Origin of the sequence: Pseudomonas sp. MPB03, from assembly GCF_046605385.1 — a bacterium.
In the GTDB taxonomy this organism is placed as follows: Bacteria; Pseudomonadota; Gammaproteobacteria; order Pseudomonadales; family Pseudomonadaceae; genus Aquipseudomonas; species Aquipseudomonas zanjanensis.
In genome coordinates, this window is sequence record NZ_CP176770.1 from 636,441 (window position 1) to 649,960 (window position 13,520).

13 protein-coding genes are annotated in these 13,520 nt (G+C 61.7%); 7 read left to right on the plus strand and 6 right to left on the minus strand.

Translation table 11 applies throughout. From position 1 onward, the window contains the following. Positions 1 to 69 precede the first annotated feature (69 nt). The 3 genes from ACLH0I_RS02720 to ACLH0I_RS02730 are packed head-to-tail and all read right to left on the minus strand — an operon-like array spanning position 70 to position 3,634. Entirely contained in the window at positions 70 to 342 is a 273-nt protein-coding gene (locus tag ACLH0I_RS02720; protein WP_175376539.1) for an oxidative damage protection protein, read from the minus strand. Continuing rightward, positions 339 to 1,406 carry an A/G-specific adenine glycosylase gene (mutY, locus tag ACLH0I_RS02725; protein WP_053117495.1) on the minus strand — a complete coding sequence of 356 codons (1,068 nt, stop codon included), beginning with the start codon at positions 1,404 to 1,406 and terminating at the stop codon, positions 339 to 341. The genes ACLH0I_RS02720 and mutY overlap by 4 nt, the downstream gene beginning before the upstream one ends. Further along, positions 1,403 to 3,634 (minus strand): AsmA family protein, encoded by a 2,232-nt coding sequence (locus ACLH0I_RS02730; RefSeq protein ID WP_411386232.1) that lies wholly within the window; start codon positions 3,632 to 3,634, stop codon positions 1,403 to 1,405. Before ACLH0I_RS02730 ends, mutY begins: the two co-directional genes overlap by 4 nt. Before the next feature lie 385 nt (positions 3,635 to 4,019). Between ACLH0I_RS02730 and ACLH0I_RS02735 the strand changes: the two genes are divergently transcribed. The 7 genes from ACLH0I_RS02735 to ACLH0I_RS02765 all read left to right on the plus strand — a co-directional run bounded on the left by ACLH0I_RS02735 (position 4,020) and on the right by ACLH0I_RS02765 (position 9,827). After that, positions 4,020 to 5,681 (plus strand): OFA family MFS transporter, encoded by a 1,662-nt coding sequence (locus ACLH0I_RS02735; protein ID WP_411386233.1) that lies wholly within the window; start codon positions 4,020 to 4,022, stop codon positions 5,679 to 5,681. Positions 5,682 to 5,971: 290 nt separating this feature from the next. Next, on the plus strand, positions 5,972 to 6,565 hold the full coding sequence (hisB, locus tag ACLH0I_RS02740; protein ID WP_003186751.1) for an imidazoleglycerol-phosphate dehydratase HisB: 594 nt from the start codon (positions 5,972 to 5,974) through the stop codon (positions 6,563 to 6,565). Further along, a complete protein-coding gene (hisH, locus tag ACLH0I_RS02745; protein WP_411386234.1) occupies positions 6,565 to 7,203 on the plus strand; it encodes an imidazole glycerol phosphate synthase subunit HisH in 639 nt (212 codons plus the stop codon). Before hisB ends, hisH begins: the two co-directional genes overlap by 1 nt. After that, positions 7,203 to 7,457, plus strand: a complete 255-nt coding sequence (locus ACLH0I_RS02750) for a DUF2164 domain-containing protein (RefSeq protein WP_411386235.1) — start codon at positions 7,203 to 7,205, stop codon at positions 7,455 to 7,457. The genes hisH and ACLH0I_RS02750 overlap by 1 nt, the downstream gene beginning before the upstream one ends. A 42-nt stretch (positions 7,458 to 7,499) precedes the next feature. Then, positions 7,500 to 8,237 (plus strand): 1-(5-phosphoribosyl)-5-[(5-phosphoribosylamino)methylideneamino]imidazole-4-carboxamide isomerase, encoded by a 738-nt coding sequence (hisA, locus tag ACLH0I_RS02755; RefSeq protein WP_014336098.1) that lies wholly within the window; start codon positions 7,500 to 7,502, stop codon positions 8,235 to 8,237. A gap of 9 nt (positions 8,238 to 8,246) precedes the next feature. After that, positions 8,247 to 9,017: an imidazole glycerol phosphate synthase subunit HisF gene (hisF, locus tag ACLH0I_RS02760; protein ID WP_003196830.1), complete on the plus strand. Its 771-nt coding sequence runs from the start codon at positions 8,247 to 8,249 to the stop codon at positions 9,015 to 9,017. A gap of 63 nt (positions 9,018 to 9,080) precedes the next feature. After that, the gene (locus ACLH0I_RS02765; protein WP_250961888.1) at positions 9,081 to 9,827 is read left to right on the plus strand and encodes a substrate-binding periplasmic protein; all 747 of its coding nucleotides are present in this window, start codon (positions 9,081 to 9,083) and stop codon (positions 9,825 to 9,827) included. A 138-nt stretch (positions 9,828 to 9,965) separates the two neighbouring features. On the opposite strand, the gene ACLH0I_RS02770 is transcribed toward ACLH0I_RS02765, so the two are convergent. Genes ACLH0I_RS02770 through ACLH0I_RS02780 form a run of 3 tightly spaced genes read right to left on the minus strand, consistent with a single transcriptional unit; the run spans position 9,966 to position 13,387 of the window. Further along, complete coding sequence (locus ACLH0I_RS02770) at positions 9,966 to 10,745, minus strand: divergent polysaccharide deacetylase family protein (protein ID WP_411386236.1); 780 nt, start codon at positions 10,743 to 10,745, stop codon at positions 9,966 to 9,968. A gap of 1 nt (position 10,746) precedes the next feature. Next, positions 10,747 to 12,063, minus strand: coding sequence for a S41 family peptidase (locus tag ACLH0I_RS02775; protein WP_186710854.1), 1,317 nt, complete (start codon positions 12,061 to 12,063; stop codon positions 10,747 to 10,749). Positions 12,064 to 12,094: 31 nt separating this feature from the next. Further along, positions 12,095 to 13,387, minus strand: a complete 1,293-nt coding sequence (locus ACLH0I_RS02780) for a murein hydrolase activator EnvC family protein (RefSeq protein WP_186710853.1) — start codon at positions 13,385 to 13,387, stop codon at positions 12,095 to 12,097. Positions 13,388 to 13,520 lie beyond the last annotated feature (133 nt).

The following is a 13,520-nucleotide window of genomic DNA, read 5'->3' on the forward strand; positions in this document are numbered from 1 at the left end:
CGTCAAGCAAGTTTTCAAAAAATATTTAACTATTACCGTCGCTTACGATTCGCCCCCGCGCTGAACAGCTTATTCGGACGGCGGTACGTAGCCTTCGGCCTTGGCGTATTCTTCGCCGGAAAAGTACTTGTCCATCTCGCCCTGAAGGTATTTGCGATCTTCGGCGTTCATCATGTTCAGGCGTTTTTCATTGATCAGCAGGGTCTGGTGTTTCTGCCAGTCGGCCCAGGCCTTGGCCGAGACGTGGTCAAAAATATCCTGGCCCTTGGCGCCCGGGAATGGAGCACGTTCCAGGGCGGGCAGTTCTTCTTTGTACTTGCGGCACATGATGGTGCGGGTCATTGCAACTCTCCTGCGTTCATTACGGCGGCCGCGCGTTCGAGCAAGGTTTTGACCGGGGCTGCAAGGCCCAGGCGCGGCGGGGTGGCGAGGTTATACCAGAGCCAGTCGGCCTCGGCCACGTGATGGCCGGTTTCCCGGACCCGGACCAGCCAGGGTTCGATCGCCAGCTGGAAGTGGCTGAAGGTGTGCACCAGGCCTGGCATTTCGTGTTGGCTGCCCAATTCCAGCGAGTGTTGCAGGGCCAGGTGCTGCAGGTCGTCGAGGTCGTCGAGTTCCGGCAGGCTCCACAGCCCGCCCCACAGCCCGGTGGAAGGGCGACGGTAAAGCAGGATCGCGCCCTCGTGGTTGGCCAGCATGGGCATCAAGGTGCGCTTTTTCGGCACCTCCTTGCGCGGCTTGGGGATCGGATAGCGGGTTTCCAGGCCCAGCATATGGGCCTCGCAGCCTTGCTTCAGCGGGCAGAGCAGGCAACTGGGCTTGCTGCGGGTGCAGAGCGTGGCGCCCAGGTCCATCATCGCCTGGGTGTAGGCGTTGACGCGGTCCTGTGGCGTGAAACGCTCGGCGGTGGCCCAGAGCTGTTTCGCCACTTTGGGTTCGCCCGGATAGCCCTCTTGGGCGGTGAAGCGCGCCAGCACCCGCTTGACGTTGCCATCGAGGATCGGCGCCCGCAGGCCCATGCTGATGCTGGCGATGGCGCCGGCGGTGGACAGGCCGATGCCCGGCAGCTCGGTGAGTTTTTCCACGTCCCGGGGGAATTCGCCGCCGTACTGCTCGACGACGATTTTCGCGGTCTTCTGCAAGTTGCGCGCACGGGTGTAGTAACCCAGCCCGGTCCACAGGTGCAGCACTTCGTCCTCCGGCGCGGCGGCCAAGGCTTGAACGGTGGGCAGCGAGGCCATGAACCGGTCAAAGTAATTGAGCACGGTACTGACCTGGGTCTGTTGCAACATGATTTCCGAGACCCACACCCGATAGGGCGAGATGGCTTGTTGCCAGGGCAAATCGTGACGCCCGTGGCGGTCGAACCAATCCAGTACCGCGGTGGAAAACTGCTCGGCTCTCATCGCTTGAACAGCCCCTTGAGCGCATCTTTCAGTTCGGGGCTGACCTTGTCGCCGAGCTTCTCATCGATCTTGTCGCCGAGCCGATCGCCGGCCAGCTTCGCCGCGACCTTGCCCAGCCCGTCGTTGTCCAGGCGGCAGGCCTTCGCGCCCAGTTCCAGGGGACCGCGGCAGCGCAACGGCCATTCGACATCGACGTAGCGCTCGTTGACCTGGCAGGCCGGGTCGGGCATGTCGCTCTTGTCGCCTTCGACGATGACGCCGACGCGGTAGTCCATGCCCAGCACTCGCAGGTCGATATCGCCGTTGCCGTTGACGGTCATGCCGGGAATACGGACTTTCAGGTCCGGGTTGTGGGCAACGCCATTGTTGAAGGTGAGATTGCCGTTGAGTTGCTGGAACGGCGTGTCCTTGCCCCGGGGCTCGCCACTGAGGGACTTGCGATTGAGGGTAGCGATGCCTTTGCACAATTGCTGTTCGAGATTGGCATTGAGCAGCATGCCATCGTTGATGACGAACCCGGCGTTGCCGTTGAGGCTGTCGATCAGGGCCTTCTGGCTATTGCCGGTGGCGGTGATCGCGCTGTTGAGCGTGACCAGGCCTTTGACCGGCGGATTCTTGCCCTGGCTTTCGATGATCTTCTCGGCGGGGACCCGGTTGATGCGAGTCTGCAGGCTCAACTGTGGCGTAGGCTGGCGCACATCCAGGGTGCCCTTGGTTTCGAAGTTGCCGCTGTACAGATCACCCCGCAGGTTCTCCAGGGTCAGCAGGCCGCCCAGGCCGGTGGCCTTGAGCGCGGCGTTCTGGATCGGCAGTTTATCGAGGGTCAGTTGCCCGAAGGTCAGGTCGGCATCGAGGTCCAGCTTGCCCAGGCGCTCCACCGGAAACAGCCGATCGTTACTCCAGGCACCCTGGGTCGGAGCGCTCGGCAACGGTGTGCTGCCGGCACCGGCCATGGCGCTGGCTTCGGTGTTGCTGACTTCAGCCTCACGGGCCGCCTTGGAACTGTCGGCTTCGGCGGATTTTGGCGGCAGGTAGCGGTCGACGTTGAAGGTGTCGGCCTTGAGCTGCACGCGCAGGGCCTGCTTGGCAAAGTCTGCCACGGCGATACGGCCGCTGAAGTGGCTGTCGTCGACCTTCAGGTTGATGTCGTTGAATTCGACGCTGCTTGGCGTGCCGGCAATGCGGCTGGCCAATTCGACCTTGCTCAGGCTGCCTTCGGCCATGGCCGGGAGTGTCTGGCCGACGCTGTCGACGAATTTCGCCAGGTCGAACTGGGCGATCGATATTCCACCATTCAATTGCGGGCTCTTGTCGAGGTCGTTGACCTTCAGCTCACCGAGGGCGCGCAGTTGGTTGAGCGACAGCTTGATACCGGTCCATTCGGCAACATTGGCCGCCTTGTCCAGGAACAGTTGGCCTTGGGCGGCGAAGTTCAGGGTCTTGCCCTGCAACGGGTCGCCGGTGGCCTCGCCGGACAGTTTCAGGTCTTCGAACTTGTAGCGCTGCAAGGCGCGCTCGAAGCGCAGTTCGCCGGTCACTTCGGTGCGTACGCGCACGGCCGGCTGGTTGCTGGACAGGAATGCAGTCAGGGTCACCGGAATATTGGTGGAGTCGTGGACCGGGCCGGTGCTCAGTTGGATGCTTTCGGCGGTGAACAGCTTGCCGGTCTGCTCGTCGGTGTATTCGACCCGGGCGTTGTTCACGGTCAGGCTGTCGATGTCCAGGCGGGTCGGCTGGGCAGGTTTTTCTGCCGGGGTACTGGCAGGCGGGGCTGGCTGTTCGGCCGGCGTCGGTGCCGGGGTGTTCGCCGTCGTCGCGGAGGCCGGCGCTTTACCGATGTCTTCCCAGTTTCCGTGACCGTTCTTGTCACGATTGAGCCGCAGGTTCAGGCCTTCGACGCGCACATCGCTCATCTGCACTTCCCGGCGCAGCAGCGGGATCACCCGGACCGAAAGGCCGAGCATCTGCAGGTCGGCGAAAGGTTGGGTTGGATTGGCCAAGGTCGCGACGCTGGCGTCGTGCAACTCCAGGCCCAGCCATGGAAACAGGCTCCAGCCGATATCGCCATTGAGGGTCAACTCGATGTGGGCCTTGTCGCGGGCTATCTGGCGGATCTCTTCTTTGTAGTCGTTGGGATCGAACAGGTGGGTCAGGGCAAAGCCCAGGGCCACAATGATCAGCAACAGCCCGAGAAGTACCAGACCCAGGATTTTGCCGAACGCTTTCATGGGCGAATCCTTGTAGGTTGAGTTCAAAATTTAGCCGCGAGTATAACGCCCCGAGTTGTGGCGCGTTGAGTGATCGTTCTTCCGGCAGGCCTGCCGAACAAAGACCCATGGGGACGGGGCTGGTTTCAGCCCCGGAAAAAATAAATCGTTAGTCCCCTACAGAAAGCGGGCAAGCGTGCGATAAGACAGATGGCACGAAAAAGGTGATATCACTTTGGTTTTTCTGCCACGAGCAAATGGTAACCTTTGCCCGTTCGTCCGTCCTTCTGCGACGTGATGTCGCACACTATGGAGCTTCACCAGAAAATACAGCCATGCCTGCGTGCAATGAAGGCTGAGGGTGATGCGTGGCTGACGAACCATTCCAATAACTGGGGGATACACAATGAGCACGAGCATCACGGCGGGCGGCGTCGCCGACCAGCCAGCGTTCCTCTCCAAGGAACGCATCATCGCCAAGCCGGGTTTCAACCGGTGGCTGGTTCCACCGGCCGCACTGGCCATTCACCTGTGCATAGGCATGGCCTATGGCTTCTCGGTGTTCTGGTTGCCACTGTCCAAAGCCTTGGGAATTACCAAGCCTGTGGCCTGTGCGCCGGATATGAGCTTCATCTCGCAAGTCTTTTCGTCCCAATGTGACTGGCCGATCTCGATGCTCGGCTGGATCTACACCCTGTTCTTCATCTTCCTGGGCTGCTCGGCAGCGATCTGGGGCGGCTGGCTGGAACACGCCGGGCCACGCAAGGCCGGCGTTGTATCGGCCTTGTGCTGGTGCGGTGGCCTGCTGATTTCCGCGCTGGGTATCTATACCCATCAGATCTGGCTGATGTGGGTCGGTTCCGGGGTGATCGGCGGTATCGGCCTGGGCCTGGGCTACATCTCGCCAGTGTCGACACTGATCAAGTGGTTCCCGGACAAGCGCGGCATGGCGACCGGCATGGCGATCATGGGCTTCGGCGGTGGTGCGATGGTCGGTGCTCCGCTGGCTGCGGCGCTGATGAATCATTTCGCTTCGCCGACGGGCGTGGGCGTCTGGCAGAGCTTCCTGGTCATGGCCGCGATCTACTTCGTGTTCATGATCGGTGGCGCCTTGTCGTACCGCGTGCCGCCGACTGGCTGGAAGCCTGAAGGCTGGACCCCGGCACCGAAGAAAGCCGCGAACGCGATGATCACCCATCGCCACGTTCACGTGAATGTCGCCTGGAAAACCCCGCAGTTCCGTCTGGTATGGCTGGTGCTGTGCCTGAACGTATCCGCCGGTATCGGCATCCTCGGCATGGCTTCGCCATTGTTGCAGGAAGTGTTCGGCGGCAAGCTGCTGGGCAATGACCTGCCGTTCGGTCAGTTGGACGCTGTGCAACTGGGCCAGATCGCCGCCATCGCGGCTGGCTTCACCGGTCTGTTGAGCTTGTTCAACATCGGCGGTCGGTTCTTCTGGGCCTCGTTCTCGGATTACCTGGGTCGTAAAAACACCTATTTCGTGTTTTTCGCCCTGGGCTTTGCCCTGTACGCGCTGATCCCGAACCTCGGTCATCTGGGCAGCGTCGCGCTGTTCGTGGCGGCGTTCTGCATCATCCTGTCGATGTACGGCGGCGGTTTCGCCACCGTGCCAGCCTACCTGGCGGACCTGTTCGGTACGCAAATGGTTGGCGCAATCCATGGTCGTCTCCTGACTGCCTGGGCTGCCGCAGGCGTGCTGGGTCCGGTACTGGTGAACTACCTGCGTGAATATCAGCTGAGCATCGGCGTTGAACGTGCCGCGGCCTATGACATCACCTTGTATATCCTTGCCGGCCTGCTGGTGCTGGGCTTCCTGTGCAACCTGATGGTCCGTCCGGTCGCCGACAAGTACTTCATGACCGACGCCGAACTGGCCGCCGAACAGGCGCTGGGCCATGACAAGGGCGCCGACAGTACCACTTCGCTGGAATGGAAAGCCGCACCGGGCACCAAGCCCCTGGCGATCGCCGCCTGGCTGGTGGTGGGCATTCCGTTGGCGTGGGGTGTGTGGGTGACCCTGCAGAAGACGGCGGTGTTGTTCCGCTAAGCGACAATATGGATAGGCCCGAATCCATTGGAGACGGGCCAACCTTGTGGGAGCGAGCTTGCTCGCGATGGGGGCGTGTCAGTCGACATCATTGTCTGCTGACCCACCGCTATCGCGAGCAAGCTCGCTCCCACAGTCGTTTTGGGTGATGGCACAGACTTGTACGCACATGTCTAGCACCGACAGCCCGGGCTTCAGCCCGTCAGTGATGTCACCTCTTTTGTTTCTGTTTGCCGCTCGCGCCCCTATAATGGCTGCCTTTTTCGCCCAATGATTTTGCGGAGCTGGTGATGGCCGAACGTAAGGCGTCTGTCGAGCGCGACACTCTGGAAACCCAGATCAAAGCCTCGATCAACCTAGATGGCACCGGTAAGGCCCGGTTTGATATCGGTGTGCCTTTTCTTGAGCACATGCTGGACCAGATCGCCCGTCACGGGCTGATCGACCTGGACATCGTCAGCAAGGGCGACCTGCATATCGACGACCACCACACGGTGGAAGACGTCGGTATCACCTTGGGCCAGGCCTTTACCAAGGCCATCGGCGACAAGAAGGGCATCCGCCGCTACGGCCATGCCTACGTGCCGCTCGATGAAGCGCTGTCGCGCGTGGTCATCGACTTCTCCGGCCGCCCTGGCCTGCAAATGCATGTGCCCTATACCCGTGCCACCGTCGGCGGCTTCGACGTTGACCTGTTCCAGGAATTCTTCCAGGGCTTCGTCAACCACGCCAACGTGACCCTGCACATCGACAACCTGCGCGGGCACAACACCCACCACCAGATCGAAACCGTGTTCAAGGCGTTCGGCCGCGCGCTGCGCATGGCTGTGGAGCTCGACGACCGCATGGCCGGCCAGATGCCTTCCACCAAAGGCGTCCTGTAATGCAGACGGTCGCGGTTATCGACTACGGCATGGGCAACCTGCACTCGGTGGCCAAGGCCCTCGAGCACGTGGGCGCCGGCAAGGTGCTGATCACCAGCGATGCCGACGTGATTCGCGAAGCCGACCGGGTGGTGTTCCCCGGCGTCGGGGCGATTCGTGATTGCATGGCCGAGATTCGTCGCCTGGGCTTCGACAAGCTGGTGCACGAAGTCAGCCAGGACCGTCCGTTCCTCGGTATCTGCGTGGGCATGCAGGCCTTGCTCGATCACAGTGAAGAGAACGACGGTGTCGATTGCATTTCGCTGTTCCCAGGCCAGGTGAAGTTCTTTGGCAAGGGCCTGCATGAAGACGGCGAGCACTTGAAGGTCCCGCACATGGGCTGGAACGAAGTGAAGCAGGCGGTGGATCACCCGCTGTGGCACAACATTCCGGACCTGGCGCGTTTCTACTTCGTGCACAGCTACTACATCGCCGCCGGTAATGCGCGGCAGGTGGTGGGCAGCGGTCACTATGGCGTCGATTTCGCCGCGGCCCTGGCCGACGGTTCGCGCTTCGCCGTGCAATTCCACCCGGAGAAGAGCCATACCCATGGCCTGCAACTGTTGCAGAACTTCGCGGCGTGGGATGGGCGCTGGTAATGGCCCGCAAGAAACCGCCGATCCTCACCCTCACGCCCGAGCAGGAGAGTGAAGCGAACCGCAAGATCCAGCGGTTCATGGAGAAACGTTTCGAGCTGGACCTGGGCTCGTTCGAGGCGGCGGAAATTCTTGACCTGTTTACCCGCGAAATTGCTCCGCACTATTACAACAGGGCGATTTTCGATGTGCAGGCGCACCTTAAAGAAAGGTTCGAAAGCATTGAAAGCGACTTGTGGGCGCTCGAGAAAAACTGATTCCCGAGCCAAGCTGAATACTCGTATTTAAGGGTTTGCCAGATGCTGATTATCCCCGCTATCGATCTCAAGGACGGCGCTTGCGTACGTCTGCGCCAGGGCCGCATGGAAGACTCCACGGTGTTTTCCGATGACCCGGTGAGCATGGCCGCCAAGTGGGTGGAAGGCGGCTGCCGTCGCCTGCATCTGGTCGACCTCAACGGCGCCTTCGAAGGGCAGCCGGTCAATGGCGAAGTGGTCACGGCCATCGCCAAGCGCTATCCGAACCTGCCGATCCAGATCGGCGGCGGCATTCGCTCGCTGGAAACCATCGAGCACTACGTCAAGGCTGGCGTGAGCTACGTGATCATCGGCACCAAGGCCGTGAAAGACCCGGCTTTCGTCGCCGAAGCCTGTCGCGCGTTCCCTGGCAAAATCATCGTTGGCCTGGATGCCAAGGACGGTTTCGTTGCCACCGATGGCTGGGCTGAAATCAGCACCGTGCAGGTCATCGATCTGGCCAAGCAGTTCGAAGCCGACGGCGTGTCCTCGATCGTTTATACCGACATCGCCAAAGACGGCATGATGCAGGGCTGCAACGTGCCGTTCACTGCGGCGCTGGCCGCTGCCACCAAGATCCCGGTGATCGCTTCCGGCGGTATCCATAACCTGGGTGACATCAAGTCGCTGCTCGACGCCAAGGCGCCGGGCATCATCGGCGCAATCACCGGCCGTGCGATCTATGAAGGCACCCTCGACGTCGCTGAAGCACAAGCTTTCTGCGATTCGTACAAAGGCTGAGGACTGACCATGGCGCTGGCCAAACGCATCATCCCTTGCCTGGACGTGGACAACGGCCGGGTGGTCAAGGGCGTCAAGTTCGAGAACATCCGTGATGCCGGCGACCCGGTGGAAATCGCCCGTCGCTACGATGAGCAGGGTGCGGACGAGATTACCTTCCTCGACATCACGGCCAGCGTCGATGGCCGCGACACCACGCTGCATACCGTCGAGCGCATGGCCAGCCAGGTGTTCATCCCGCTGACCGTGGGCGGTGGCGTGCGCACCGTGCAGGACATCCGCAACCTGCTCAATGCCGGGGCGGACAAGGTGTCCATCAACACTGCCGCGGTGTTCAATCCGGAATTTGTCGGCGAAGCGGCCCAGCACTTCGGCTCGCAGTGCATCGTCGTGGCCATCGACGCGAAGAAGGTCTCCGGCCCGGGCGAAACCCCGCGCTGGGAAATCTTCACTCACGGCGGGCGCAAACCCACGGGCCTTGACGCCGTCGAGTGGGCGAAGAAGATGGAAGGCCTCGGGGCCGGTGAAATCCTGCTGACCAGCATGGACCAGGACGGCATGAAAAACGGCTTCGACCTGGGCGTGACCCGCGCCATCAGCGATGCGCTGGGCATTCCAGTCATCGCTTCCGGCGGTGTTGGCAACCTGCAGCACCTGGCCGACGGCATTCTTGAAGGTCACGCCAGTGCGGTATTGGCGGCGAGTATTTTCCACTTCGGTGAATACACCGTGCCGGAAGCCAAGGCCTACATGGCTCATCGCGGTATCTGCATTCGCTGATCGCTGGACACCATGGCGGGCCCAAGGCACTCTTGGGCACACCATGGATTGCGGTAGCCCGACATGCTCAAACGCCTCGTTCTTGCCTTTGCCGGTGCCACGTTGCTGCTCGCAGGCACCGTCCGTGCGGCTGATACATCGCTGGTGTTGCTGACGGAAAACTTCCCCCCGTACAACATGGCCAAGAACGGCAAGAACTTCGCTCAGGACGAAAATATCCAGGGCATCGCCGTGGACATCGTCCGCGAAATATTCAAGCGCGCCGATATCTCCTATAGCCTGACGCTGCGTTTCCCTTGGGAGCGCATCTACAAACTCGCCCTGGAAAATCCGGGCTACGGAGTGTTTGTCATGGCGCGGTTGCCGGAGCGTGAAAAGCTGTTCAAATGGGTCGGCCCCATCGGTCCGGACGACTGGATCTTGCTCGCCAAGGCCGACAGCAAGATCACCCTCGACTCGCTGGAGCAGGCGCGCCAATACAAGATCGGTGCCTACAAGGGCGACGCGATCGCCGAGACGTTGGCCAAGCAAGGGCTGAAGCCGATGGTCGTGCTGCGCGATCAGGACAATGCCCGAAAGCTGGTCAATGGCCAGATCGACCTATGGGCCACCGGTGACCCGGCCGGGCGGTACCTGGCGCGACAGGAAGGGGTGGACGACCTCAAGACCGTGCTGCGTTTCAACAGTGCCGAGTTGTACTTGGCGTTGAACAAGGAAGTGCCTGACGACGTGGTGGCCCGGCTGCAAAAGGCCTTGGATGAGCTGCGCAAGGAAGGTGAAGTGGACGCGATCATGGCGCGGTATCTCTAAGGGTTTTACTCGCCGTGCGACCGCCATCGTCGGATCGCCGCCCGGAGCAAGCTCGCTCCCACAATGGTTTTGCACCGGACACAATATTTGTGTTCGCAGCAGATCCCCTGTGGGAGCGAGCTTGCTCGCGATGGGCTGCTACCGATAAACCCCATCTTTCCCATGCCCAACCATCGCCCGGTTGCTGCGCAGGCTGATCATCGACTTGATGTCGATCCATTCGATGCCCTGGGCCTTGAGCTTGGGCAGTTCGCGTTCGAGCACGGCCAGGGTCTGCGGGTAGGGATGGCCGATCATCACGGCCGAGCCTTGCCGGCGGGCCAGGTCAATGGCGATCTGGAGCTGGCCGGCTATGGCCGCTTCGGTGCGCTCGTCATCCAGGAACACATCCCGCGACACACTGGCGAGGCCGATCTTCTGCGCTTCGGCGGCGGCGACGGTCTGGGCGCTGGTGCGGCTGTCGACGAAAAACTTGTGACGCTGCTGCAAATTCGCCATCAGCCAGGCCATGGCCTGGGGTTGGGCGGTCATGCGGCTGCCCATGTGGTTGTTGATCCCGCTGGTATAGGGCACGGCGGCGAACGCGGCGTCCAGGCGTTTGCCCAGTTCTTCGATGGGCAGTTCCGGATGCCAGGCGAATGGCCCGGTGGCCGGGTCCATGGGCATGTGGAGCATGACCAGCTTGCCGGCGCGATGGGCTTCGCGGGCGAATTCGGCGGCATGGGGCGTGTCGGGCATGATTGCGGCGGTGACCGGACCGGGGAGGGCCAATACCCGGCGATCCCGAGGCAGGTTTTGCCCCAGGTCGTCGATGATCAGGCTCAGGTACGCCTTGTGCGGCGAAGAAGGTGTGGCGGGGGCCGCGTTAACGGCCCCCGCCAGCAGGCACAGCAGGACGAAGGTAAACCGCAGGACCATCTCAGCGGCCGGACGTGATATTCAACCCCTTGAGCAAGCTCAAGGCCTGGGCCAATTGATAGTCGTCGTCCTGCGGCATTGGCTTGGCCTTGGCGCCGGAGCCGGTCGGTTTGTCGGCGCCGCCGTTGCCATTGCCCAAGTGACCCTGCAGGTCGGCTTCCTTGAAGTATTCGCTATCCGCCTCGCTAGTGATCTTGGCCTTGCGCACTTCGATGTCCGGGACGATGCCCTGGGCCTGGATGGAGCGGCCGTTAGGCGTGAAGTACAGCGCGGTGGTGATCTTCAGGGCGCGCTCGTTGTTCAGTGGCAACACGGTCTGCACCGAGCCCTTGCCGAAGCTGGTGGTGCCCATGACCACGCCGCGTTTCTGGTCCTGCAGGGCGCCGGCGACGATTTCCGAGGCCGAGGCACTGCCGCCGTTGATCAGCACTACCAGTGGCACGGCTTCGCTCAAATCGTTGCCAGTGGCCGAGAAACGCAGTTCGGAATTGGCGATGCGCCCCTTGGTGTAGACGATCAGGCCCTTGGTGATGAAGTGGTCCACCACTTCCACGGCCGATTGCAGCACGCCGCCGGGGTTGTTGCGCAGGTCCAGGACCAGGCCGTTGAGTTTCTTGCCGTTGTCCTTGCGCAGCTTGGCCAGGGACTTGGCGACTTCTTCGCCGGTCTTGACCTGGAATTGGGTGATGCGGATATAGCCGTAGCCCGATTCCAACAACTGGCTCTTCACGCTCTTGACCTGGATGACCGCCCGGGTGAGTGTCACATCGAACGGCGTGCCGCCGTCGCGTACCAGGGTCAGGGTGATCTTCTGGCCGATCTTGCCGCGCATCTTGTCCACGGCTTCGGTCATGCTCTGGCCGCGGGTCGGTTGGCCGTTGATCTTGACGATGAAGTCACCAGCCTGGATGCCAGCCTTCGAGGCTGGCGTGTCGTCGATCGGCGAGACGACCTTGACGAAACCGTCTTCGCTGCCGACTTCGATGCCCAGACCGCCGAACTCGCCGCTGGTGCTTTCCTGCAACTCGGCAAAATCCTCCGGCCCCAGGTAGGCCGAGTGCGGGTCAAGATTGCTGAGCATGCCTTTGATGGCGTTCTCCAGCAGCATCTTGTCATCCACGGGCTCGACATAGGCGGCCTTGATCCGGTCCATGACCTCGGCAAAGGTGCGCAGTTCGTCCAGCGGCAGCGGCGCCTTGGTGGTCGCGGCGGTGGCGGCGGGTGCCGATGGGGCCGGTTCGGCGGCAAAAGCCAGGGGCGCACCGATCACGAGGGCGATCGTCAGGGCCAGCGAGGTGAGGCGGGACAAATGCAGCATGTCGAACGAACTCCTTAATAGGATGGGCGCGCTATCCTTGCGCACGACACCATTGGGCCGGGTCACTGGGGCGACCCTGCTGACGAATAGCGAAATACAGCGCTGGCGTATCCTGCCCGCCACTGTTGCCGACCGTGGAGATGGACTCACCGGCCTTGACCACATCGCCCGCCGCCTTGAGCAGCGTCTGGTTGTGGCCGTACAGGCTCAAGTAACCGTTGCCGTGATCGAGGATCACCAACAGGCCGGCGCCACGCAACCAGTCGGCGAATACCACGCGCCCGCCATGCACGGCATGCACCTGGCTGCCGGCGGAAGCGCTGATCATGACCCCGTCCCACTTGGTGCGGGTGTCGTCGCCGCGGGTTTCACCGAAGCGCGCAAGCAATCGACCATTGACCGGCCATGGAAGTTTGCCTCGGGCTGAAGCAAAAGCACCGCCGAAGGTTTCGCCATCACTGGAAACCAGCGCGCCGGGGCTGGTTTTTGCCGGTTTGCGCGGGGCGTCGCCGGCGTCTGCGTCGGCCTGGGCTTCACGTAAGCGCTTTTTTTCGGCTTCCTGCTGGGCGATCAGCGCTTTCTGACGCGCTTCTTCTGCCTCTCGAGCCTGGCGGGCCAGGGTTTCCTCGATGGTTTTCAACACATTGGCCAGTTCGGCCTGGTCCTGCTCGCGAGCCTTGAGCTTGCTGTCGCGGGCCTTCACGTCGTCATTGAGCTTGGCCAGGGCCACCTGGCGCTCCTTGCGAACCTTCTCGAGTTCTTCACGCTGGGTGTCGAGGCTGCTTTTCTGCACCAGCAACTGGGCTTGTTGCAGCTCGATGTCTTTTTCGACATTGGCCAGTTGGCGCAGGGTTTCGTTGAAATTCTTGAGTTGCTCCAGGCGGGCCTGGCTCAGGTAGTCGTAATAAGTGAGGGTGCGGGCGAATTTCTCGGGGTTCTGTTGGTTGAGCAGCAGCTTGAGGTATTCCTGGCGACCGTTCTGGTAGGCGGCCCGGGCCTGGATGGCGATCAGCTTTTGCTGCTCAGTGCGCGCGCCCTGGAGTTTTTTTTTCTCTCCATCGAGCCGCTGCAGCTCGGATTCGCTTTTCTTCAGCTCTTTTTGCAGGGCGTCGACCTGCTTCTCCAGCTTGCCCATCTCGGTTTCGGTGCCGCGCAGGTCTTTCTGCACGCTGGATTTTTCTTCCTGCAACTTGCCCAGCAGCTTTTTCAGCTCGGCAATGTCCTGGCGCGTGGCTTCCAACTGCTGTTGGGTTTGCGCGCGCTCGTCGGCAAAGGCCGGTTGAAGCAGGCAGGTCAGAGCGAGGGCTATCAGGACGCGAAGCATAGAGGCGGGCGACACCAGGGAAAGGGACGGCCTAGTATGCCCGCCCCACGCTGCAAAAAAAACGCCCATTTGGGGCTGTGTGATAACTGGCCGAAAAAACACCTTGAACCCTGTGGGAGCGAGCTTGCTCGCG

What these genes read in the sequence shown, in the direction of transcription:
- ACLH0I_RS02720 (WP_175376539.1), bottom strand. Translation starts at nt 342, where the DNA reads ATGACCCGCACCATCATGTGCCGCAAGTACAAAGAAGAACTGCCCGCC.
- mutY (WP_053117495.1), bottom strand. Translation starts at nt 1,406, where the DNA reads ATGAGAGCCGAGCAGTTTTCCACCGCGGTACTGGATTGGTTCGACCGC.
- ACLH0I_RS02730 (WP_411386232.1), bottom strand. Translation starts at nt 3,634, where the DNA reads ATGAAAGCGTTCGGCAAAATCCTGGGTCTGGTACTTCTCGGGCTGTTG.
- ACLH0I_RS02735 (WP_411386233.1), top strand. Translation starts at nt 4,020, where the DNA reads ATGAGCACGAGCATCACGGCGGGCGGCGTCGCCGACCAGCCAGCGTTC.
- hisB (WP_003186751.1), top strand. Translation starts at nt 5,972, where the DNA reads ATGGCCGAACGTAAGGCGTCTGTCGAGCGCGACACTCTGGAAACCCAG.
- hisH (WP_411386234.1), top strand. Translation starts at nt 6,565, where the DNA reads ATGCAGACGGTCGCGGTTATCGACTACGGCATGGGCAACCTGCACTCG.
- ACLH0I_RS02750 (WP_411386235.1), top strand. Translation starts at nt 7,203, where the DNA reads ATGGCCCGCAAGAAACCGCCGATCCTCACCCTCACGCCCGAGCAGGAG.
- hisA (WP_014336098.1), top strand. Translation starts at nt 7,500, where the DNA reads ATGCTGATTATCCCCGCTATCGATCTCAAGGACGGCGCTTGCGTACGT.
- hisF (WP_003196830.1), top strand. Translation starts at nt 8,247, where the DNA reads ATGGCGCTGGCCAAACGCATCATCCCTTGCCTGGACGTGGACAACGGC.
- ACLH0I_RS02765 (WP_250961888.1), top strand. Translation starts at nt 9,081, where the DNA reads ATGCTCAAACGCCTCGTTCTTGCCTTTGCCGGTGCCACGTTGCTGCTC.
- ACLH0I_RS02770 (WP_411386236.1), bottom strand. Translation starts at nt 10,745, where the DNA reads ATGGTCCTGCGGTTTACCTTCGTCCTGCTGTGCCTGCTGGCGGGGGCC.
- ACLH0I_RS02775 (WP_186710854.1), bottom strand. Translation starts at nt 12,063, where the DNA reads ATGCTGCATTTGTCCCGCCTCACCTCGCTGGCCCTGACGATCGCCCTC.
- ACLH0I_RS02780 (WP_186710853.1), bottom strand. Translation starts at nt 13,387, where the DNA reads ATGCTTCGCGTCCTGATAGCCCTCGCTCTGACCTGCCTGCTTCAACCG.